Genomic DNA, 21,473 nt, shown 5'->3' on the forward strand with positions numbered 1-21,473 from the left:
TGAACGTGACATGAGCATGATCACGACTCGCGTGCATAGCCCAGCTGGTTTCGCTTGCGAAGCCGGCGCAAGCGATCTGGCCTGGTGGGAGGCCGCGAGTCATAGTCCGATAAGCCTGCAGGAGATGCCGATGACTTCGCCGAGACCGGATGCGCCCGCCCTCACGCCGCTCGCGCCGGCTTCGATCGCCAAGCCTTTCGCGCGCTACAGCCACGGTATTGCGGTTCCGGCGGGTTACAGGCTGGTGGCGTGCTCGGGGCAGCTCGGCGTCGCCGCCGACGGCTCGATCCCCGAGGATGCGCGCGGGCAGGCCGATCTCTGCTTCGCCAACATCGCCGCGATTCTGGCCGAGGCGGGGATGAAGCTCTCCGACATCGTCAGGCTCAACGCCTATGTCACCGACCGTGCCCATATGAAGGGCTACATGGAATCGCGCGACGCCCATGTCGCGACGCCGCCTCCGGCCTCGACATTGATGATCGTCTCCGGCTTCACGCTGCCGGAATTCAAGGTCGAGATCGAGGTGCTCGCGGCGGCGCCGTGAGATCGGTTTTCGAGGTCACGCAGCCCTGATGGTTCCCCGCAGCGTCATCCTGGGCGGCCGAAGGTCGACCCGGGATCCATCACAGGGCACGAAGGAGGCCTATGCCCGGAGCTGCGCGGCTTCGCCGCTTGTCCAGGATGACGCGGTGTTTCGCGCGCCTCCAGCGTGCCCTCAGCCTGCCTTGCGCTTGTTCTGGCGGTTCTCGATCAGGTCGTCGACGACGGCCGGATCGGCCAGCGTCGAGGTGTCGCCGAGCGCGCCGAACTCGTCCTCGGCGATCTTGCGCAGGATGCGGCGCATGATCTTGCCGGAGCGCGTCTTCGGCAGTCCCGGCGCGAACTGGATCAGGTCCGGTGAAGCGATCGGGCCGATCTCCTTGCGGACATAGGCGACGAGGTCCTTGCGCAGCGCCTCGCTCGGCTTCTCGCCGGTCATCAGGGTGACATAGGCATAGATGCCCTGGCCCTTGATGTCGTGCGGATAGCCGACGACCGCCGCCTCCGAGACGGAAGGATGCGCGACCAGCGCCGATTCGACCTCGGCCGTACCCATACGATGGCCGGAGACGTTGATGACGTCGTCGACGCGGCCGGTGATCCAGTAATAGCCGTCGGCATCGCGCCGGCAGCCGTCGCCGGTGAAGTACTTGTTCGGATAGGTGGCGAAATAGGTCTCCTCGAAGCGCTTGTGGTCGCCATAGACCGTGCGCATCTGGCCGGGCCAGCTCTCGGCGATGACGAGGTTGCCCTCGCAGGCGCCTTCCAGGACCTTGCCCTCGGCATCGACGATCTCGGGCTTGACGCCGAAGAAGGGCCGCGTCGCCGAGCCTGGCTTGAGCTTGGTGGCGCCCGGCAGCGGCGTGATCAGGATGCCGCCGGTCTCGGTCTGCCACCAGGTGTCGACGATCGGGCAGCGGCGGTCGCCGACGACGCGGTGATACCACTCCCAAGCTTCCGGATTGATCGGCTCGCCGACCGAGCCGAGCAGGCGCAGCGACTTGCGCTTGGTCTTCTTCACCGGCTCCTCGCCGGCGCCCATCAGCGAGCGGATCGCGGTCGGCGCGGTGTAGAAGGTGTTGACCTTGTGCTTGTCGATGACCTCCCAAAAGCGCGAGATCGTCGGATAGGTCGGGATGCCCTCGAACATCAGCGTGGTCGCGCCGTTGGCGAGCGGCCCATAGAGGATGTAGCTGTGGCCGGTCACCCAGCCGACATCGGCCGTGCACCAGTAGATGTCGCCGTCATGGTAGTCGAAGACGTACTGATGGGTGATCGAGGTGTAGACGAGGTAGCCGGCGGTGGTGTGCAGCACGCCCTTGGGCTTGCCGGTCGAACCGGATGTGTAGAGCAGGAAGAGCGGGTCCTCCGCCTTCATCTCGGCGGGCGGGCAATGCCCCGAAGCCTTGGCGGCCTCGTCATGGTACCAGACGTCGCGGCCATCCTGCATGGTGACCTGGCCGCCGGTGCGCTTGACGACGATGACCGTCCCGATGCCGCCCTTCACCTTGGCGTCGGCAGCGTCGACATTCTTCTTGAGCGGCACGGAGCGGCCGCCACGCAGGCCCTCATCGGCGGTGATGACGATCTTGGAATCGGAATCCTCGATGCGGCTCGCCAGCGAATCCGGCGAGAAGCCGCCAAACACCACCGAATGGATCGCGCCGATGCGGGCGCAGGCCAGCATGGCGTAGGCAGCCTCCGGGATCATCGGCAGGTAGATGGTGACGCGGTCGCCCTTCTTGACGCCCTGGGCCTTCAGGACGTTCGCGAACTTGCAGACCTCGGTGTAGAGCTGCCCATAGGTGATCTTCTTCGACTCGCTGGGATCGTCGCCTTCCCAGATGATCGCGGTCTGCTTGGCGCGCGTCGCGAGATGCCGGTCGACGCAGTTATAGGCGACGTTGGTCGTGCCGTCCTCGAACCATTTGATCGAGACCTTGCCGGGCTTGTAGCTGGCGTTGCGGACCTTGGTGTAGGGCCTGAACCAGTCGATCCGCTTGCCCTGCTCGCCCCAGAACTTGTCGGGGTCCTTGATCGAGGCCGCATACATCTTCTTGTACTTGGCGTCGTTCAGCCAGGCCTTCTTGGCCCAGGCGGCGGGCACGTCATAGATGATCTCGGTCATATTGGGCGTCTCCCCAGACTTGGGCCGTCCCCTTCGGGGCGTCTGTTTCGTATTTTCTGGAGCCGGCCTGCACGGCGGCGTGCTTCAGTCCGCGTCCTTCGAATTGGCGGCATCATAAGGAGCGAACGCCGCGCGGCAAGCCGCCGGACATCGCACTTTCGTGGCAGAGCGACGGGGCGCATCCCTGCCGCGCAGGCCATCAATCCCCGGCGTACCGGACGTTGTGCTAAGATGCTTTCGCTGGAGGGCGGGCATGGCGCGCAACATCTGCATCTTTTCGGATGGGACCGGCCAGGCCGGCGGCGCCAACCCGATCAACTGGACGAGCATCTACCGCCTGTTCATGGCGACGCGCGAGGTCGATCCCCAGGGACAGATCTGCTTTTACGATCCGGGTCTCGGCGCCAATCCGGACGCTGGCGAACAGCGCAGCCTGTTCCGTCGCTTCAAGGACGCACTCGCCCAGGCCACGGGCTACGGCATCACCGACAACATCATCGATTGCTACGCCGCGCTGTTGGTCAGCCATGAGCCGGGCGATCGCATCTTCGTGTTCGGTTTCAGCCGGGGCGCCTATACGGTCCGCAGCCTCGGCGGGGTGCTTGGACTCTGTGGTGTGCCGACGGGCCTGCCGAAGGTGGCGCATTGGGACGATTTCGCCGCCGCGATCGTCGATCCCGTCGTGCGCAAGCTCGCGACGCAGGCCGTCAGCGATGTCTACATGGTCAAGGATGCGGCAGAGCGGGCGCGAGCAGCCGAAGCCTTTCGGCAGGAGCACGGCTCGAGCCCGAATCCGCCCTTCTTCGTCGGCGTCTGGGATACGGTCCGCGCCCTCGGCCTGCCGGCGATCGGCAGTTTGCCGGGACGGCACAAATTCCACGATCCCGTGCTCAACCGGCAGGTCGCCCATGGTCGCCAGGCCCTGGCGATCGATGAGAACCGCGAGGTCTTCGCGCCAGAACTCTGGGACGAGACGCAGGCGCCGCCGGGGCAGATCAGGCAACTCTGGTTCGCCGGGGTCCATACCGACGTCGGCGGTGGCTACGGGCTGCAGATGGGGCTGTCGGACCTGGCGCTGTCCTGGATGATCGACGAGGCCCGCGCGACGGCGCATCCGCTCGAGGTCGAGCCGGGTCTCCTCTCGGAACTGCGGCCCGATCCGCAGGGCCTGCAGCACGACGAGCGGGCGACCTCCTGGCTGCCCTGGCGGGAAGGGACCCGGGAGCATTTCGTCGGGAACCGCTTCCAGCCGCTGCCGGCGGCGATGGCGACCGCGGTCGAGCCACGCCTTCAGGCTGCGGCAGTCCCGATCCTGAAGACGACGGCACCTTATCGGCCGCGAGCCTTGCGCGTGCACGCGCCCTTCGCGTCCTATTACCGGAACTGACGGCGGGAGACGGTCCGCTTCAAAGCCCGCCGAGCTTGCAGACGATGTCCCATTCCTCGTCGGTCACGGGCTGGACGGAGAGCCGGAACGAGGTGACCAGCGACATCTTAGCCAGCTTCGGTTCGGCCTTGACCTGCGCCAGCGTGACCGGCTTCGCCAGCGGCTTCAGCGCCTTGAAGTCGACCAGCACCCAGGGCTCGCCCGGGATCCAGTTGTAGGCTTCCTTGATGACTTCGACGATGCCGACGACCTCGAGGCCCTCGTTCGAATGATAGAAGAAGACCTGCTCGCCCTGCTTCATCGCCATCAGGTTGAGCTTGGCGGTGTGGTTCTTGACGCCGTCCCAATGGGTGCCCTTCGCGCCCGCCGCGACCTGCTGTTCCCAGGACCATTTCGAGGGTTCGGATTTGACGAGCCAGTGGGCCATGGGGATCTCAGGTGTAGCAGGGGCGGGTGGTGTTGGTGGGATAGCGAATTCGCGCGGGCCTGCCTACCGGCTAGTCCCCGTCAGCCTCGCCTTCGGCCAGCGGTACTGGCGGCTTCGAGGCCTCGGGGCCCTGTTCGTTCCAGAAGCGCACCATCTCGCGGGTCAGGGCGGCGTAGTCCTTCGGCTCGAGCTCGACCCGGACCTCGGCCTCGCCGAAGGGCAGGATCAGCACGAAGCGATGCGTCCCTTCCGCGCGACGGCGGCGATGCTGGATCACGGGCTCCGCGATGCGCCCGGCGAGTGGCACGGGCTGGCTCTCGGCGACCAGCTCGGAGCCCGTGGTCTTGCGCACCTCGGCGATGCCGCGCGCCACGCGCTTCGTCAGGTCGGACCAATCGTTTGCCATGGCTTCCTCCCTCTACAGTTCCGATCGCAGCGGACGCGCAAGCAGGCCCGCGACCGCATCGCGCACGGCGCTCTCGCCGGCGATGATGGCGGAAACCGCTTCCGCGATCGGCATCTCGACGTGGCGGGTCCGCGCCATCTGCGCCAGGATCGAGGCGGTGAAGGCGCCCTCGGCGAGCTTGCCGCCAGCGGCCTCCGCAACGCTCCTGCCCTGGCCCAGCGCCAGTCCGAAGGCGAAGTTGCGCGACTGAGCCGAGGCGCAGCTCAGCACGACATCGCCGAGCCCGGACAACCCCATCAGCGTCTCGCCCTGCGCGCCGTGGGCCTCGCCGAAGCGGCGCAATTCGGCGAAGCCGCGCGCCACCAGGGCGGCGCGCGCGCTCTCACCATAACCGAGCCCGATCGCGATGCCGGCGGCGATGGCGAGCACGTTCTTGGCTGCGCCGCCGATCTCGACGCCGCGCGGATCGGCGCTGTGATAGATCCGGAAGGCCGGCGAGCTCAGCGCCTCGGCGAGCGCCTGCGCCAGATCGGGGTCCTCGGCCGCGAGCGTCACTGCCGTTGGCAGCCCCTGCCCGATATCGGCAGCGAAACTCGGGCCGGACAGGATCGCCGGCCGCGCGCCCGGAAAGGCCTCGGCGATGACCTGCGTCGTGAACAGCCCGGTCTTCTGCTCGATGCCCTTGGCGGCCGAGATCACCGGTCTCCCGGTTGGCAGGACCCGTGCCAGCCCTTCGCAAACCTGCCGCAGGCTCTGCGTCGGCACGGTCACCAGCAGGGCGTCCGCCGTGGCCAGCGTCTGCAGCGAAGCGGTCGGCGCAACCGTTTCGGGCAGCTTCACCTCCGGCAGGCGAGGGGCGGTCCGCGTCTCGGCGATCGCTGCGACGGCTGCCGCATCCCTCGCCCAAAGCAGCACGTTGCGGCCGGCGCGCGCGGCGGCCAGGGCGAGCGCCGCGCCGTAGGCGCCGGCGCCGACGACGCCGATGGTGGCGATATCGCCGGTTTCGGTCATCCGGCGGCGCTGTCTGTCGCCGGCGCCGGATGCCGCGGCTTGAGCTCGTCGAGCGGCCAGCGCGGTCGGGCGAGGGCGCTCATGTCGTCGAGCATGCTGAGCCGCAGCCGTTCCAACCCGGCCCAGGCGATCATCGCGCCATTGTCACCGCAGAGCGCCTGGGGCGGGGCGACCATCGGCAGGCCTGCCTCGGTCGCGAGCCTCGTCAGTCCGCGCCGGATCGGCTGGTTGGCGGCGACGCCGCCGGCGACCACCAGCGTCGTCGGCGTGATGCCGGCGGCATGGGAGGCGCGCAGGCCCGCGCGGGTACGGTCGACGAGCACGTCGACGATCGCCGCCTGGAAGGAGGCGCAGAGATCGGCGACGTCTCGATCCGAGAGCGGTGCGATGCGCTCGGCGACCAGCCTGACAGCGGTCTTGAGGCCCGACAGCGAGAAGTCGGGGTTGGGCCTGCCCTGCATCGGGCGCGGGAAATCGAAACGCTCGGGGTCGCCCTTCGCGGCCTCGCGCTCGACCGAAGGGCCGCCGGGATAGGGCAGGCCGAGCATCTTGGCGATCTTGTCGAAGGCCTCGCCGACGGCGTCGTCGATGGTGCCGCCGAGCTTGAGATAATCGCCGACGCCGCGCACTGCGAGAAGCTGCGTGTGCCCACCCGAGACCAGCAGCAGCAGATAGGGGAAGGAGAGGTTGTCGGTCAGCCGCGCCGTCAGGGCATGGGCCTCGAGATGGTTGATCGCGATGAAGGGTTTGCCGGTCACCAGGGCGATCGCCTTGGCTGTGGTCAGCCCGACCATGACGCCGCCGACGAGGCCGGGACCGGCCGCGGCCGCGACCGCGTCGATCTCGCCAGGCTTCACGCCCGCGCTCTCGAAGGCGCGCTCGACGATGCGGTCGATCGCCTCGACATGGGCGCGAGCGGCGATCTCGGGCACGACGCCGCCATAGGCGGCATGGGCCGCGATCTGGCTCAGGATCTCGTTCGACAGGATCTTGGTCTCGCCGGATCGCTCGACCGACACGATGGCGGCCGCGGTCTCGTCACAGGTCGTCTCTATCCCCAGAACGCGCATGATCGGTCGACAAGGTCTCGGGAGCGGTGAATCTGGCAAAGGCCGGCGGAATGGCCCGGCACGCTCGCGCCGGGATCTCCCTCGTATAGTGTGCGAGTGCGCAGAAGGCCAAGGGGGCGGTTGTCGGTCACTCCGGCAGTGCCAGGCTCGGCCCCGGTCGTCGCGGCGGGGCTGGTTTTCGAAACGGACGATAAAGCGATTCTTCGTCCTGCGCGTTGTTCGGAAGATGTACCGCCTTGCGCGATGGCACGGCAGGCGGGATTGATGCGCCACGGCCCGTACGACGCCAAGGCGCGCACAGCGACAAGGCCCGCTCGGCGAAAGGAGACCGCATGCGCATTTTCGTGTTCCGCCCACCGGCCGATGCCGAGCGCACCGCCACTGCCATCCGTGCGCATGGGCATGAGCCGGTGCTGGCGCCGCTGTTTGCGGTTGCGCGGCTCCCGGCGCCCGCCCCCGAGGGGCCGTTTGCCGCAATCGCGCTGACTAGCGGTAACGCCGTTCCGGCCTTGGCCGACCTGCTGCCGGTCTGGCGGGATCTGCCGGTCTTCGCCGTGGGGGCGCGCACGGCCGGCAAGGTGCGCGAGGCCGGATTCGAGGATGCGCGCAGTGCCAACGGCAATCGCGACGACATGGTCGCCCTGATCCGGGACAATCTGAAGGCGCCGGCGCGCCTCCTGCTGATCGTCGGGCGCGACCGCCACGAGGATGTCGCCGACAAGCTCGCCGCTGCCGGCTTCGAGGTCGTGACCTGGGTCGCCTATGCGGCCGAGGCGATCGCAGCCTTTCCGGAACAGGCGCGGGAGGTGCTGCGGCAGGGCGGTGTCGACGGCGCCCTGCATTATTCGGCGCGCGGCGTGCGGACCTGCCTGGAGCTGGCGCGCGCCGCCGGCGTGGTCGATCCACTGCTCGACCTCACCCATGTCGCGCTGTCGGCGGATGTCGCCGCGCCGCTGATCTCGGCCGGGGCCAGCACGGTTCTGGTCGCCGAGCATCCGGAGGAGGCCGCGCTGCTGGCGGCGCTGGACCAAGTGTCCGCTCGCAATCGCGCCGGCGGGGATGTTACAGAAGAGACGGTCGCGCCGTCGGGCGTCGAGACGGATAAGGACGCGATGAACGATCCCGAGACGCCGAGCGGTTCTGCCGATGCCAAGCCCGGCCCTGGTGACAAGCCCGGCAGCAAGGCGCGCAGCCGGTCGGGCCGAACGCCGCCGACGATCGAGCTAACGGCACAGGTCGAGGCCGAGACCAGGCCGGAGGTGAAGCCCGAGCCCGAAACCGCCGCGTCGCCGGCCGTGGCCGATGTTGCGCCGGAGGCGGCGCTGCCGACCGAGGCCTTGCCACAGGAGTTCAGCGGGACGACCGGCAGGAACGCTCCCGACGACGAGCCGGCGGTCGCCGCATCGCTGCCGCCCGAGCCCGCCCGCTCGCGCCTGCCGGCGCTCGCATTGGCCGGCTTCGTTGGCGGCGTGGTCGGAGCCGGCCTCGTCATGCTGGCATTGGGCCGCACCACGCCCGCTGTAACGGCCGAGCAGGTCGCCGCGCTGCAAAGCCGTCTCGACGCGCTGCAGAGCGGGGCGGCGGAACTCGAGCGCAAGGCGGCAGCGGCGTCCGATGCAGCGGCCAAGGCCGGTGCGGCAGCTCAGGCCGCAACCGCTCGTGCCAGCGAGGTGGCTGCCGCGCAGGCTCCCGACGCGGCTGCAATCGCGAGTCTGAACACCCAGGCGCAGCGCGCCGAAGCGGCGGCCAGCACCGCCCGCCAGATGCTTGAGCAGGCTTCCGCGCGGATCGGCAATGTCGAGACGCTGGCCAAGGCCGCGGCTGCACCGAGCCCGCAGGCGCTGGCTGCCGCGCGTATCGTGCTGGCCGAGCGCGTCCAGTCGGCGCTGGCCTCCGGCCAGCCCTTTGCGGGTGATGTCGCGGCCCTGGCCAAGGGCGGCGGTTCGCCCGAGCAGCTTGCCGCGCTGAACGCCGTCGCGGCGTCCGGCGCGCCGACGAAGGAGGCGCTGCTGACGCAATTGCGCGGCCATCGCGCCATGTTCGCACGCGAACTCATGCCCGCTTCGGCCGGCTGGCAGGACCGGCTGCTCGGGCTGGCGAGCCGTATCGTCAGCATCCGACCGGTCGGCGACACCGGCGCCAATGATCCCGCGACGCTGCCGATGCGGCTCGACAATGCACTCGCCAAGGGCGATGTCGTCGCGGCTGCGGCGTTGTGGGCGCAACTGCCCGAGCCGGCGCGGCGCGCCAGCGCCGATTTCGGCAGCGCCTTGCAGAAGCGGGCGGCGGCGGATGCGGCGATTGCGAAAATCGCGCAGGATGCAGTGGCCGCGCTCGGCGTGGCCGGCTGACGGAGGATAGGGGTTCATGGTTCGCGTTCTGCTCTATCTCGCCGTCTTCGCCGCCCTGGCCGTGGGCGCCGTCTGGCTCGCCGACAGGCCGGGCGAGGTTTCGGTGCTCTGGCAGGGCTACCGCATCGAGACCAGCGTCGCGATCGGCGCCATCGGTGTGGTCGTTCTGGCGCTGCTGGCGATGCTGGCCTGGGGGCTGGTCCGCTTCATCTTCGGCCTCCCGTCGGCCTTCAGCTTCGCCTCGCGGGCCCGGCGCCGGGCCCGCGGCTTCGAGGCGGTGTCGCGCGGCATGGTCGCGATCGGTGCGGGCGATCCGATTGCCGCCGGCCGCCACGCCGTCGATGCGCGCCGCTATGCCGGCGACGAGCCGCTGACGTTGCTGCTGGAGGCGCAGGCCGCCCAGCTCTCGGGCGATCGCGGCCGGGCGGAAGCCGCCTTCAAGACGATGCTCGACAAGCCGGAGACGCGCGTGCTCGGCCTGCGCGGGCTGTTCGTCGAGGCCAAGCGCCGGGGCGACATGGCGGCGGCGCGCGCCTTTGCCGACGACGCCGTGCGCCGCTCGCCTTCGCTGGCCTGGGCCAATGATGCGCTGCTCGATTTCCACACCAATGCCGGCGACTGGCAGGCGGCGCGCACCGCGGTCGAGCGCCGTGCCGCGCTCAGGCTCGCCGAGAAGGCCGAGGCCAAGCGGCAGCGGGCGGTCCTGCTCGCGGCCGAAGCGCTTGAGGCGCAAAATGGCGAGCCGGAGAAGGCGCTGGCGGCAGCCCTCGAAGCGGTCAAGCTTGCGCCCGGTCTGACACCGGCAGCTGCCCTTGCCGGCCGCATGCTGGCCGAGCGTGGCGACGTCCGCAAGGCGGCCAAGCTGCTGGAGACCGCCTGGAAGGAAGTCTCTCATCCCGACATCGCCGCCGCCTATCTCGATGTCCGCCCCGGCGACAGCGCCCAGGACCGGCTGGCGCGGGCGGTGACGCTTTCGAAGCTTCGTCCGTCCGATCCCGAAGGCGTTCTGGCGCTGGTTGGCGCAGCGATCCATGCCCGCGACTTCCAGAAGGCGCGCGACGCGCTGAAGCCGCTCCTTGCCGGCGGCGCCTCGGTGCGCGCCTGCCTGTTGATGGCCGAGCTTGAGGAGGCCGAGCACGGCTCCGCCGGCCGCGTCCGCGAATGGCTGTCGCGGGCGACGCGCGCGCCCCGCGACGCGGCCTGGGTCGCCGACGGACTGGTCTCCGACACATGGATGCCGGTCTCGCCGATCTCGGGGCGGCTCGACGCCTTCGTCTGGACGGTGCCACCGGCGACGCTCGGCAGCCATGCGCCCGTGCTGGACGACGTGCTGGCGGACCTCGACACCTCGCCGCCGCTGATCGAGGCCAGGGCCGAGACCGTCGAGCCGGAGCCCGTCAAGTCAGCGGCGGTTGCAGCACCGCCGCCATCGCCCGCTCCGGCCGCGGAACCGCAGCCGGAAGCCAAGGCCGCTGCCAGCCCTGCGCCGGCGCAGGCCACCGTGACCACTGCCCCGGAGCCGGCTCCCGAGCCGAAGCCGGAGGCGAAGAAGGTCGTGGCCGAGCCGGCTGCGGCGGCAACTCCCGATGCCAGGCCGAAGCCTGTGATCTTCCCGGTCGCGCATGCGCCGGATGATCCTGGGCCCGAGGAAGCGCAGGTCGTCGAGGAGAAGAAGGGCAAGTTCCGGCTGTTCGGCTGAGGCAAGCTGGCGCGGCCGAAGCGAAAGCGCGTGCGGATCGAGCCGGCGCAGCCTATAGCGTCGGTCATGACATCCGAACCGAACCTCGAAGCGACGCCGGCAGAGGCCGGCGTCACCCTGCATGTCGCGGCCGAGCAGGCGGGCGAACGTCTCGACAAGGCGCTTGCGATGCTGGCCGGCGAGATCTCGCGGGCGCGGCTGCAGCAGGTCATCAAGGAAGGCGGCGTGAGCCTGAACGGCGCGATCGTCAGCGACGGCAAGCGCAAGGTCGCCGAGGGCGACGCCATCTCGCTGGTGATGCCGGCGGCTCGCCCGCCCGATCCGGTCGGCCAAGACATTCCGCTCGACGTGGTCTACGAGGACGACCATCTCATCGTCATCGACAAGCCGGCCGGTCTCGTCGTCCATCCTGCGGGCGGACACGAGGACGGCACGCTGGTGAATGCGCTCATCGCCCATTGCGGCGAGAGCCTTTCAGGCATCGGCGGGGTTCGCCGGCCCGGCATCGTGCACCGGCTCGACAAGGATACGAGCGGGCTGCTCGTCGTCGCCAAGAACGACCGCGCGCATCAGAAGCTCGCCAAGCAGTTCGCCGATCATGGCCGCACAGGGCCCTTGCAGCGTGCCTATCTCGCGATCGTCTGGGGGGCGCCGCGGCTGCGCGAGGGCACGATCGACGCGCCGATCGAGCGCTCGAGCCGCAACCGCGAGAAGATGACGGTCGTGAAGGAAGGCCGTGGTCGCGAGGCGATCACGCATATCACGCTGGTCGAGCGTTACCCGCCGCTGCTGAAGGGCCTCGATGAGACCGAGCCGTTGGCGAGCCTCGTTGAATGCCGGCTGGAGACCGGCCGCACCCACCAGATCCGCGTGCATATGAGCCATATCGGGCATCCGCTGCTCGGAGACCAGCTCTACGGCTCGGGCTTCACCACCAAGGCCAGCCGCCTGCCTGAGGCAGCCCGGGAGGCGCTGACGTCACTGGGGCGGCAGGCGCTGCATGCAGCGGTGCTTGGCTTCGAGCATCCCGCGACCGGCGAGGAAATGCTGTTCGAGTCGGATCCGCCGGATGATTTTGCAAATTTGCAAGCAATGCTCGCGAAGCTGTGAGCCAATCTGGCTTCGCTGCCACCTTTCCGCCAAGCTCGCTTGGCATATAGTGGGGGTCGGATGCGGATGGCCAAGGGGGCGCCGCAAATGTTCGACTCAGCTGAACCCGTGGTCGGGTTCACGCGTTAGGTCTGAACATGACATCCGAGCCTGCGCGAAGGTTGATCGCGCGGTGGGTCTGCCGCGAAGCGGGGGCCCGGTTAGGAGACCGAGCATGGCGAGTGCTTCGCTGCCCGTCCTGTCCGCAGAGGGCGGACTTTCACGTTACCTCGACGAAATCCGCAAGTTCCCGATGCTGGAGCCGAACGAGGAGTTCATGCTGGCCAAGCGTTGGCGCGAGCATGGCGACCGCGACGCGGCGCACAAGCTCGTGACGTCACACCTGCGGCTCGTCGCCAAGATCGCCATGGGCTATCGCGGCTACGGCCTGCCGATCGGCGAGGTCGTATCCGAAGGCAATGTCGGCCTGATGCAGGCCGTCAAGCGCTTCGAGCCCGACAAGGGCTTCCGCCTCGCCACCTATGCGATGTGGTGGATCAAGGCGTCGATTCAAGAGTACATCCTGCGTTCCTGGTCGCTGGTGAAGATGGGCACCACCGCCAACCAGAAGAAGCTGTTCTTCAACCTGCGCAAGGCCAAGAGCAAGATCTCGGCTCTCGGCGAGGGCGATCTGCGCCCCGATCAGGTCAAGCAGATCGCGACCAAGCTCGGCGTCAACGAGCAGGACGTCGTCGACATGAACCGCCGCCTCGGCGGCGACGCCTCGCTGAACACGCCGTTGCGCGAGGATGGCGAGGGCGAATGGCAGGATTGGCTGGTCGACGACAGCGAGAGCCAGGAGCGACGGCTCGCGGATTCCGAGGAAGCCGACAACCGTCATGCGGCGTTGCGTGAGGCGCTCGGCGTTCTGAACCCGCGCGAGCGGCGCATCTTCGAGGCGCGCCGCCTCGCCGACGATCCGATCACGCTCGAACAGCTCTCCGAGGAGTTCGGCGTATCGCGCGAGCGTGTCCGCCAGATCGAGGTGCGCGCCTTCGAGAAGGTGCAGGACGCTGTGAAGAAGGCGCTGGTGCGGATCGAGGCGCCGCGCGCGGCCCTGCCGGCGGCCTGACAGCCTCTTTCAGCCAATATCGTTCAGGGGCGCGGATTCCGCGCCCCTTTTTTGTTGCTGTTGTTCCCGCCTGTCGTGGGAACTCTGCCCTCATCCCGGCGCTCCGCTTCGCCGCTTGTCCGGGATGACAGGTTCTCCGCCCTGTCCGGGCGATATCAGTACAGCACCGGCAGCGGCTGTACGGGCAGGCGGATCGGGCCAAGATAGACGCGGCCCTCGCGCAGGACGATCGGCGGCAGGGCGTTGAGGCCGGGCGCGGCGCCCGGCAGTTGCGCGCTCAGGCGCCCGCCGAGCAGGCCGCCGAGGCCGGCCGCGATGCCGCCCACGGGAATCCCGGCGATCTGGCGGATGCCGGCGAGCGAGGCCTGGACCTGGCCGGCCGGGCGATGGGTCTGGTCGATCAGGAACTGGCCCGTCGCCTCGATGCGGGCCGGGCCCTTGACCGAGACCAGCTTGGTGACCTCGATCTGGCCGCCGGCCGTGCGCCAGGCTTCGAGGGCGTCCGGGTTGAGTCCGATGCGGAAAGCCTGGCTCTGGGTCAGGGTCGCCTGGATGTCGACATCGCCGGGTTCGCTCGTGCCAAGGAGCGCGTCGAGAGCAGGCAGGACCGATCCCTTGGCCGTGATGGCGAGATCGACCGCCTGGTCGGCGGAAGGGCGGGCCGGGTTGCGGCGCAGATGGGCCTGCAACTCCGTCGCCTGCCAGCTTTCGGGCTCGAGCCCAGGCGCCGTCAGTGTCGCCCTAGGGGCAGCCACGACCAGCGAGATTCGCTCCGGATCGCCGGCGCTATGCGTCAGGCTGGCGTCGAGCTGCGTCCAGGCCAGTTCGAACTTGCGGCCCTCGGGCAGGGTCGCCTGCAGGGGGCCGGCGATCTGGGCGATGACGAGGTTGGGGGTGTAGATTTGGCCGACGGCCAGGGCTGGCCCCGTCTGGACGCGCACGGCCTCGCCCCAGCGGGCGGAGGTCAGCGAAAGCGCACCGCAGCGCAGTTCGACGCGGAAGGGGAAGCCCGTGACGGAGCGATCGGCGCAGGTCCAGCTTCGCCCCAGGCCGGCTTCCTTCGCCAGCGCCGTATCGACGGCGTCGACGACCCGGCCGCGGACCACGAACCAGAAGGCGGTCCAGCCGGCGGCGAGGAGGGCGAGCAGCACGAAGGGCGCATGGAGCCAGAAGCGGCTGCTGCGTCGCCCAGAAGTGGTAGCGGTCATGCGGTAGCGATCCATTGCGGAGAAGCGGCGAGATTGTTAGCTCCCGCAGGGCAGGAGCGCCAGCCAAGGGCATGGCGCAGGCGACAGCGGACATCAACCAAGCCGGCGCGGCCAAATTAAGGGGCGCGCCGCGGTCGGGAGCGACATGACCTCGCAATTCGGCGCAACGGAACTCTGGGTCTTCGGTTACGGCTCGCTGATCTGGCGGCCCGGTTTTGATTTCGAGGAGAGCGTCCCGGCGCGGCTGCATGGCTATCACCGCTCGCTGTGCATCTTCTCGCATGTCCATCGCGGCACGCCGGAGCGGCCGGGCCTCGTACTCGGCCTCGATCGCGGCGGGGTCTGCCGGGGGCTCGCCTTCCGGGTCGCCCCGAGAAAGGCGCAGGAGACGGTCGATTATCTGCGCGCCCGCGAGCAGGCGACGGCGGTCTATCTCGAGCGCCAGATGCCGGTGAGGCTGGAGGATGGCCGAAACGTCACGGCGCTGGTCTATGTCGCCGACCGCAAGCATCTGCAGTATGCCGGCCGCCTGCCGCGCGAGCAGCAGCTCGAGCTGGTCCGCCATGGCCGCGGCAGCTCGGGCGAGAATCCCGACTATGTCCTGCTGACCGACGAGCATCTGCGCAAGATGGGTATCTTCGACCCGGTGCTGGCCGGGCTGGCGCAGGCGCTGGCGCCGGGGGCGGCGCCGCGCCCGAAGCACTAGATCGTCGAACCGAACATCAACTCGGTCCGACAATCTAGGGTTTTATCTTAGCATCGGCTTCTCCGAAAACCGCGCTCCATTTCTCGGGCCGATGCTTAGCCTCACACCTCGGGCATCAGGTCGAGCAATGCGGCACGGCGGCTGATGCCGTCTTCGGCCAGGAGATGCACGTGGATCTCGCTGGCGCCGGCCTGGGCGACGGCCTGCTGCCAGCGCGTCAGCGCGGCTTCGATGCCGAAGGGGCCGCTGTCGCGAGCCGCGAGGATGCGGCGGTCGGCGGAGACTGCCAGCAGCACCGCATCGGTGAAGCCGAGCGCATGCTCGTCGCCGAGAGCGAAGACCGAGGCGACGTAGCGCCGGCCGGACCGACCGCGCCAGGCGGTGAAGCGACGCTCGCCCAGGCCCGCTGCGCTGCGCATCGGGAGTTCGCGCGCCACCGACACCGGCTGATCCTCGGCAAAGAGGTCGCTCTGGCGCGCTGCGTTCCGGCGATCATCGTGTCGATAGGCGAGGGCAGCCATATCGTTCCTCCTTTGTTCTGAAAACAAAATGAGAACGAACAAGCCGTGAGTCAAGGGCGCGTCGACGGGCGTGCGGTCGCGGGGACTCGCGCTGCTGCCGCGACCTGTCAGCAGTCGATCGAGTGGATCAAGGGTTGGCGAGCGGATCCAAGCCGAGCGTCGCCAGCTCGGCGCGACCTTGCGCAAGCAGCCGGTCGCTCGCGGTCTCGATCGTGTCCTGAAGCAGGGCCTGGAAAGCGGTCTTGTCCATCCCGGGCGCGATCGGCGGCAGGATTTCGAGGCGGATCGTCCCTGGCAGGCGCAGGAACTTGCGGCGGGGCCAATAGAGGCCGGAGTTCAGTGCGACCGGCAGGCAGGGCAGCTTCAGCTCGGCATAGAGATGGGCGATGCCGAATTTGTAGGCCGGAGGCGCGCCGGCGGGGCGGCGCGTGCCTTCGGGGAAGATCAGGAGCTGGCGGCCATTGTCGCGGAGTTCGATCTTGGCGCGGCGCGTGACCTGGGCCAGCGCGCGCGCCCGGCCACCGCGATCGACCGGGATCATCCTGAACTTGTGCAGGCACCAGCCAAAGAACGGGATCCAGGTCAGTTCGCGCTTGAGGATGAAGATCGGGTCCTCGAAGAGCGTCATCATCACGAAGGTTTCCCAGAATGACTGGTGCTTCGCGGCGACGATCATCCCGCCAGGCGGGATGTTCTCGCGCCCGATGATCTCGTAACGCGTCCCGGCGACGACTCGCAGCAGCCAGAGCGCGGTGCGCGCCCAGGCGACCGTGATGGCGAGCATCACGCGTCGCGGCAGCAGTAGCGCCGGAAAGGCCGCGAAGAGCAGCCAGAGGGCGAGGTTCACGTAGAACAGGACGTTGAAGACGAGGGAGCGCAGGATGAGCATGGCGCGCAAAGAACTTGCGGCCCCGCCGCCGTCAAGCACGGAGGCGGGATTCAACCGTCATGGCGGCTGTTTTTCACCTGGCTGCGTCTTTCCTGCTCGGGCGCCGGTGGCTCCGCGGGCTTGGCCGAGACGGGCTTGCGGCCTCCGACGATGACGGAGAGCCGCGAGGTCTCGGGGTCGCTCTCGACCGTGCTGCGCAGGCGGGCCGCGAGATATTTGACATATTCCGGGGCGAGCACCTTGAGCGTGCTCCAGCGGTTCCACCAGCCGCTCGTGTCGATCTGGTCGGGCACAACCGGATGTGGGACGAGGCGGACGCCGGGCATCGCATGCGCGAACTCCGCCAGGGTGCGCGGCATATGATAGTTCGAGGTCACGACCAGCAGCGAGCCGAAGCCATGCTTGCGCAGCCAGCGCCGCGTCTCGATGGCGTTGCCGATCGTGTTGCGGGCGCGATAGTCGAGATCGACGCAGCAGGCCAGGAGTTCGCGGGCCGACGGATTGAGCTTGGCCAGTTCCTCGCGGCCGGTCTTCTCGTTGACGCCGCTGATCAGCAGTCGCGAGCCTCTCTCGGCTCCGAGCAGGCCGATGGCATCGCCGATGCGCTGCGAGCCGCCGGTGACCACGACGATGGCGTCGGTGCGAGGCACCGCGACCGGCTCGCGGCTGGCGATGCCTGAGGCGAATCGGACATAGCCGAAGGCCAGCGCCGCGCCTGTGACGACGAGCAGTGCGAGCGCGCTCCGGAGCGCGACGCGCCGCAGGCTCACCCGTCGCGTGCCGGCTGCGGCTGCCGGGTCCGGGCTAGGCGCGAGGAAGGTCGGCCGTTCGCGGGCGAACTGCTCACGGCCCAGCCGCTCTAGGTCCGGTCGCACTTGCGCCAGTCGCTCCTGGGCCAGCCGATCGTGGGCCGGTGCCTTTTGGGCCAGTTGCTCGCGCCTGGTGCCGATCATCGTCATGACTCCCGCTGGTTACAGCGGCAATCGGGCGTAAGCACGGCAATGCCTGCGCCAGCGCTGCGGTCCCGCAGGCCGGTCGGATCGGCTTCGGTCAGGAGCGCCGGCTGGGCGGCGTTTCCCCGCGCATGGATCGACATCAGGCTGCCCCCCCGGCCAGCACGCGCAGATAATGCCTGACGGTGAAGCGCGAGACGAGTCCCGCGATGGCGGCCACGACCACCGCCACGAGAAGCACCGCGACATAGCCCGACCAGCCGATCTCGAAGGCGCCGAACATCGCCTGGAGCTGCTCGGCCTCCGGGGCCGCACTCCAGCGCGAGGACAGCCAGCCCAGCAGGGCGATGACGAGGATCGCGGCGAACCCGCCGGCCGCCCCGCCCCTGAGACCGAGTCTGACGAAGCGGCTCTGGAACTCGCGTGCGATGAAGTCGTCGTCCGCGCCGACGAGGTGCAGCACCTCGACGCTGTCGCGGCTGCCGGCCATTGCGCCGCGCGTGGCGAAGGCAACCGCGAGAGCCGCGGCGGTCAGGACGAGCAGCACGACCGTCGCGCCGGACATGATGATCGTGCTCGCCATGGTCGAAAGCCTGCGGACCCAGAGGCGATGATCGTCGAGGATCGCGGTTGGAACCTCGCGCCGCAACGCCGCCCCGAAGGCGGCAAGATCCGGGCCGTTGCCCGGCCTGAGCTTGAGCACGATGAGCCGCGGCACGGGCAGCTCGACGAGGTCCAGCCCCGCACCGAGCCAGGGTTCGAGCAGCTTGTCGGATTCGGCCCTCGGTACGGCGCGCACGGATTCGATGCCGTCGACGGCCTGGGCCATCGCCGCGGCGCGCGCGATGTCGGCCTCGATGTCGCGGCGCGTGTCCGGCCGGATCTGGATCGTCATCTCGTTGGCGACGGCACTGCGCCATTGTTCGGAGGCTCGCGCGGCGAGCACCGCTGCACCGGCACTGAGCGCCGCCAGGAACGTCAGGATCGCGATCACTGCCATCAGCGCGCGGCCGGCGATCGAATCGACCGGGACGAGCGGCTGGTCGCGCTTGAGATTGCTCGGCAGCGCCCGCTCCTCATGTTCGGACGTGTGGCTGCGGGGGTCAGGCATCGACATGGAGATGGCCATCGGCGAGGACGAGGCGCGGCGCGTCGTAGAGTTCCATCAGGGCGAGGTCATGCGTCGCGATCACCACGGCGGTGCCGAGCGACTGCAGTTCCATGAACAGGCGCAGCAGGCGGCGGCCGAGGGCGGGATCGACATTGCCGGTCGGCTCGTCGGCGAGCAGCAGCTCGGGCCGGCCGATCAGCGCCCTGGCAATGGCCGCGCGCTGCTTCTCGCCGCCCGACAGCACCGGTGGCACGGCGTGCATGCGCTCGCCCAGGCCGACCCAGCGCAGCAGTTCGACGACCTCGGCGCGGTAGCTGGCTTCTTCCTTGCCGAGCACGCGCAGCGGCAGCGATACGTTCTCGTAGACGGTCAGGTGGTCGAGCAGGCGGAAGTCCTGGAAGACCACGCCCATGCGGCGGCGGAAAGCCGTCAGTGTCGCCGCATCGAGGCGCGAGACATCCTGACCGAACAGGTGGACCAGCCCGCGAGTCGGCTGCAGCGCCATCAGGACGAGGCGCATCAGGGTCGTCTTGCCGGCACCCGACGGCCCGGTGAGATACTGGAAGGAGCGCGGCGCGATGCTGAAGTTGATGTCCTTCAGCACCTCCGGGCCCATTCCATATCGCAGGCCGACATTCTCGAACCGAACCAATTCGTGCTTCCTCGCCAGCTTCGCCGTTCGGCTCCTCGGATCGAACGCCGCGTTCGCCCTGATGAGCCGCCATTCAGTTTCGCATCGGCTTGTCCGAAAACCGGATTTCACTCCCCGGGCCGATGCTACGCCGCGAATCTCTGCGGCCGATCCTACACCGCTTGCGTCGCCTCCCGGAACGCGCGCGTGAATCCGGAGCATGGGCCAGAGTTCTTCACGCGGCGTTAACCATGATCGCGGCCAATAGGGCTGCATCCGCGGAAGCGGGCGCAGAACACACGCAAAGCCAGGGCACGCCAAGGAGCCGCCGACCCACGCCATGCTGATCGTCTGCCCATCCTGCGCCAGTCGCTACGAACTCGACGCCGCCAAGCTCGGTCCCGATGGCCGCAAGGTGCGTTGCGCCAGTTGCCAGGCCTTGTGGCACGTCGCGCCGGAGCCCGAGCTGCCGGAGGTGCCGACCGCCGAGGAGACGCAGGCGCTGCTCAACGCCGAGCTGGAACAGGCAGCGGCGATCGAGGCGCAGGTTTCGGCGCTGGCGGCCGAGCAGACGGTCGAGCCTGTGGTCGAGCCGCCGGGCGAGCCGCCCGGTCGCGCCAGGCGCGGCGCGGGCCGGACAGCCCGCAAGGTAATCGCCAAGGCCAGGAAGCCGCGCATGCAGGCGGCCACCGTTCCGGTCGCACTCTCCCTGGCAGGGCTCGCCCTGTTCGGTGTCCTGCTCTGGCAGCGCGATCGAGCGGCGCGCGTGGCGCCGCAGCTCGCTTCGGTCTTCGAAACGCTGGGCTTCCCGGTCAATATCCGCGGCCTGAAGCTGAGTGCGGTCGAAAGTGGGCTGGTCGACGACATGGCGGGGCGCTTTCTCGTCGTCGAGGGCGACGTGACCAACATCACCAAGGGCAATGCCAAGGTCCCGTCGATCGAGGTCGCGGTGAAGGATGCAAGCGGGCAGACGCTCTACAGCTGGAAGACCGACCCGCCGCGCAGCGAGCTCGAGCCGTCGGAGCTGATGCGCTTCCGGGCCCGGCTGGCCGCTCCGCCGGCAGGAGGGCAGTCGGTCCTGGTGCGTTTCGCGAGCGCCGCGCCGACGGCGGCGTCAAGCGGCCATTAGCCATCGGGCTGCGGCATTCGGCGCATGGCCCTATCCACGCCGGCTCCAGCGCTCTAACCTGACACGATCATTGCATGAACCGCATTCGCGCCCGGCCCCGTCGAGGCCAGCCGGCGGCGCAGTGCGAAAGGATGACGAGACCATGTCCGAGCCACGGCGCATCAGGGTGCTTTACGACGAGGCCGCGATCGCGCGCCGCAACGAGGAGATGGCGGAGGCGATCGCGGCGACCGCGCCGCCGGACCTGCTCGTCGTGGCCGTGCTCAAGGGCAGCTTCATGTTCGTCGCCGACCTGATCCGCGCCATGCACCGCGCCGGCATGTCGCCGCAGGTGGAGTTCGTGCATCTGTCGAGCTACCGCGCGGCCACCATCTCCTCCGGCCAGGTCGAGATCCTGCGCGACGTGCAGAGCGATGTCCGCGGTCGCGAAGTCCTGCTCGTCGACGATATCCTCGAATCGGGCCGTACGCTCACCTTCGCCAAGGACCTGCTGGCAGCGCGTGGCGCCTCCAAGGTTTCCACGGTGGTGCTGCTGGAGAAGCCGGGCAAGCGGGCGGTCAACCTCACGCCGGATTATGTCGGCTTCGAATGCCCTGACTATTTCGTCGTCGGCTACGGCATGGACGTGGCCCATTCCTACCGGCAACTGCCCTATGTCGGCGTCATCGAGACAGCCGATCAGGCCGGCTTTCCCGGGATCTGAAGCCATGTCGCGCATTCTGGTCGTCGATGACGAGGAGCCCTTGCGGACGCTGGTGGCACGCGGCCTGACCCTGGACGGGCACACCTGCCTGACGGCGTCCGACGGGGCCGAGGCTCTGGATGTGCTGATGGCGGAGAACGGGCATTTCGACCTGCTGCTCACGGATATCCGCATGCCTCTGATGGACGGGATCGCGCTGGCGCTTGCTGCCAAGCAGGCCTTTCCCGACCTCACGATCATGCTGATGACGGGCTATGCCGAGCAGCGCGAACGCGCCCGAAGCCTCGATGCGATCGTCGCCGAGGTGATGACCAAGCCCTTCACCATCGCCGAGCTGCGGACGACGGTGATGAACGTGATCGAGCGCTCGATCGGCTGAGAT

The 21,473-nt window shown here is 68.8% G+C and carries 21 protein-coding genes; 10 read left to right on the forward strand and 11 right to left on the reverse strand.

Annotated features, from left to right (window positions below; translation table 11 throughout):
* Positions 1–130 precede the first annotated feature (130 nt).
* On the forward strand, positions 131–544 hold the full coding sequence (locus tag VGN82_RS08555) for a RidA family protein (protein ID WP_327526587.1): 414 nt from the start codon (positions 131–133) through the stop codon (positions 542–544).
* A 171-nt stretch (positions 545–715) separates the two neighbouring features.
* Here the strand turns inward: VGN82_RS08555 and acs are convergent, their stop codons facing one another.
* Positions 716–2,668, reverse strand: coding sequence for an acetate--CoA ligase (gene acs / locus VGN82_RS08560; protein WP_327526588.1), 1,953 nt, complete (start codon positions 2,666–2,668; stop codon positions 716–718).
* A gap of 253 nt (positions 2,669–2,921) precedes the next feature.
* On the opposite strand from acs, the gene VGN82_RS08565 reads away from it, so the two are divergent.
* Complete coding sequence (locus VGN82_RS08565) at positions 2,922–4,055, forward strand: DUF2235 domain-containing protein (RefSeq protein WP_327526589.1); 1,134 nt, start codon at positions 2,922–2,924, stop codon at positions 4,053–4,055.
* 19 nt (positions 4,056–4,074) lie between these two features.
* Here the strand turns inward: VGN82_RS08565 and VGN82_RS08570 are convergent, their stop codons facing one another.
* The 4 genes from VGN82_RS08570 to tsaD all read right to left on the reverse strand — a co-directional run bounded on the left by VGN82_RS08570 (position 4,075) and on the right by tsaD (position 6,969).
* The gene (locus VGN82_RS08570; protein WP_327526590.1) at positions 4,075–4,482 is read right to left on the reverse strand and encodes an EVE domain-containing protein; all 408 of its coding nucleotides are present in this window, start codon (positions 4,480–4,482) and stop codon (positions 4,075–4,077) included.
* Positions 4,483–4,552: 70 nt separating this feature from the next.
* Positions 4,553–4,888, reverse strand: coding sequence for a hypothetical protein (locus tag VGN82_RS08575; protein ID WP_327526591.1), 336 nt, complete (start codon positions 4,886–4,888; stop codon positions 4,553–4,555).
* Between the two features lie 12 nt (positions 4,889–4,900).
* The gene (locus VGN82_RS08580; RefSeq protein WP_327526592.1) at positions 4,901–5,899 is read right to left on the reverse strand and encodes an NAD(P)H-dependent glycerol-3-phosphate dehydrogenase; all 999 of its coding nucleotides are present in this window, start codon (positions 5,897–5,899) and stop codon (positions 4,901–4,903) included.
* Positions 5,896–6,969 carry a tRNA (adenosine(37)-N6)-threonylcarbamoyltransferase complex transferase subunit TsaD gene (gene tsaD / locus VGN82_RS08585; RefSeq protein WP_327526593.1) on the reverse strand — a complete coding sequence of 358 codons (1,074 nt, stop codon included), beginning with the start codon at positions 6,967–6,969 and terminating at the stop codon, positions 5,896–5,898. Before tsaD ends, VGN82_RS08580 begins: the two co-directional genes overlap by 4 nt.
* A gap of 332 nt (positions 6,970–7,301) precedes the next feature.
* Here tsaD and VGN82_RS08590 point away from each other — a divergent pair, with 332 nt between their 5' ends.
* The 4 genes from VGN82_RS08590 to rpoH all read left to right on the forward strand — a co-directional run bounded on the left by VGN82_RS08590 (position 7,302) and on the right by rpoH (position 13,240).
* Positions 7,302–9,320: a uroporphyrinogen-III synthase gene (locus VGN82_RS08590; RefSeq protein WP_327526594.1), complete on the forward strand. Its 2,019-nt coding sequence runs from the start codon at positions 7,302–7,304 to the stop codon at positions 9,318–9,320.
* Positions 9,321–9,336: 16 nt separating this feature from the next.
* Positions 9,337–11,019, forward strand: coding sequence for a heme biosynthesis protein HemY (locus tag VGN82_RS08595; RefSeq protein WP_327526595.1), 1,683 nt, complete (start codon positions 9,337–9,339; stop codon positions 11,017–11,019).
* Positions 11,020–11,085: 66 nt separating this feature from the next.
* On the forward strand, positions 11,086–12,129 hold the full coding sequence (locus tag VGN82_RS08600; protein WP_327526596.1) for an RluA family pseudouridine synthase: 1,044 nt from the start codon (positions 11,086–11,088) through the stop codon (positions 12,127–12,129).
* Between the two features lie 214 nt (positions 12,130–12,343).
* Positions 12,344–13,240 carry an RNA polymerase sigma factor RpoH gene (rpoH, locus tag VGN82_RS08605; protein ID WP_327526597.1) on the forward strand — a complete coding sequence of 299 codons (897 nt, stop codon included), beginning with the start codon at positions 12,344–12,346 and terminating at the stop codon, positions 13,238–13,240.
* A gap of 155 nt (positions 13,241–13,395) precedes the next feature.
* On the opposite strand, the gene VGN82_RS08610 is transcribed toward rpoH, so the two are convergent.
* A complete protein-coding gene (locus tag VGN82_RS08610; RefSeq protein WP_327526598.1) occupies positions 13,396–14,448 on the reverse strand; it encodes a DUF2125 domain-containing protein in 1,053 nt (350 codons plus the stop codon).
* A gap of 145 nt (positions 14,449–14,593) precedes the next feature.
* On the opposite strand from VGN82_RS08610, the gene VGN82_RS08615 reads away from it, so the two are divergent.
* A complete protein-coding gene (locus VGN82_RS08615) occupies positions 14,594–15,154 on the forward strand; it encodes a gamma-glutamylcyclotransferase (protein ID WP_327526599.1) in 561 nt (186 codons plus the stop codon).
* 101 nt (positions 15,155–15,255) lie between these two features.
* Here VGN82_RS08615 and VGN82_RS08620 read toward each other — a convergent pair whose 3' ends face one another.
* From VGN82_RS08620 to VGN82_RS08640, 5 genes are all read right to left on the reverse strand, one after another.
* Positions 15,256–15,675 (reverse strand): hypothetical protein, encoded by a 420-nt coding sequence (locus VGN82_RS08620; RefSeq protein ID WP_327526600.1) that lies wholly within the window; start codon positions 15,673–15,675, stop codon positions 15,256–15,258.
* Between the two features lie 127 nt (positions 15,676–15,802).
* Entirely contained in the window at positions 15,803–16,564 is a 762-nt protein-coding gene (locus VGN82_RS08625) for a lysophospholipid acyltransferase family protein (RefSeq protein ID WP_327526601.1), read from the reverse strand.
* Between the two features lie 50 nt (positions 16,565–16,614).
* Positions 16,615–17,517, reverse strand: coding sequence for a YdcF family protein (locus tag VGN82_RS08630; protein WP_327526602.1), 903 nt, complete (start codon positions 17,515–17,517; stop codon positions 16,615–16,617).
* A gap of 142 nt (positions 17,518–17,659) precedes the next feature.
* On the reverse strand, positions 17,660–18,634 hold the full coding sequence (locus tag VGN82_RS08635; RefSeq protein ID WP_327526603.1) for a cell division protein FtsX: 975 nt from the start codon (positions 18,632–18,634) through the stop codon (positions 17,660–17,662).
* Positions 18,621–19,244: a cell division ATP-binding protein FtsE gene (locus VGN82_RS08640; RefSeq protein WP_414644257.1), complete on the reverse strand. Its 624-nt coding sequence runs from the start codon at positions 19,242–19,244 to the stop codon at positions 18,621–18,623. The genes VGN82_RS08635 and VGN82_RS08640 overlap by 14 nt, the downstream gene beginning before the upstream one ends.
* A 355-nt stretch (positions 19,245–19,599) precedes the next feature.
* Here VGN82_RS08640 and VGN82_RS08645 point away from each other — a divergent pair, with 355 nt between their 5' ends.
* From VGN82_RS08645 to VGN82_RS08655, 3 genes are all read left to right on the forward strand, one after another.
* Entirely contained in the window at positions 19,600–20,388 is a 789-nt protein-coding gene (locus VGN82_RS08645) for a zinc-ribbon domain-containing protein (protein WP_327526605.1), read from the forward strand.
* A 142-nt stretch (positions 20,389–20,530) separates the two neighbouring features.
* On the forward strand, positions 20,531–21,091 hold the full coding sequence (gene hpt, locus VGN82_RS08650) for a hypoxanthine phosphoribosyltransferase (protein ID WP_327526606.1): 561 nt from the start codon (positions 20,531–20,533) through the stop codon (positions 21,089–21,091).
* Positions 21,092–21,095: 4 nt separating this feature from the next.
* Positions 21,096–21,470 (forward strand): response regulator, encoded by a 375-nt coding sequence (locus VGN82_RS08655; protein WP_327526607.1) that lies wholly within the window; start codon positions 21,096–21,098, stop codon positions 21,468–21,470.
* Positions 21,471–21,473 lie beyond the last annotated feature (3 nt).

This window comes from Allobosea sp., assembly GCF_035999205.1.
In the GTDB taxonomy this organism is placed as follows: Bacteria; Pseudomonadota; Alphaproteobacteria; order Rhizobiales; family Beijerinckiaceae; genus Allobosea.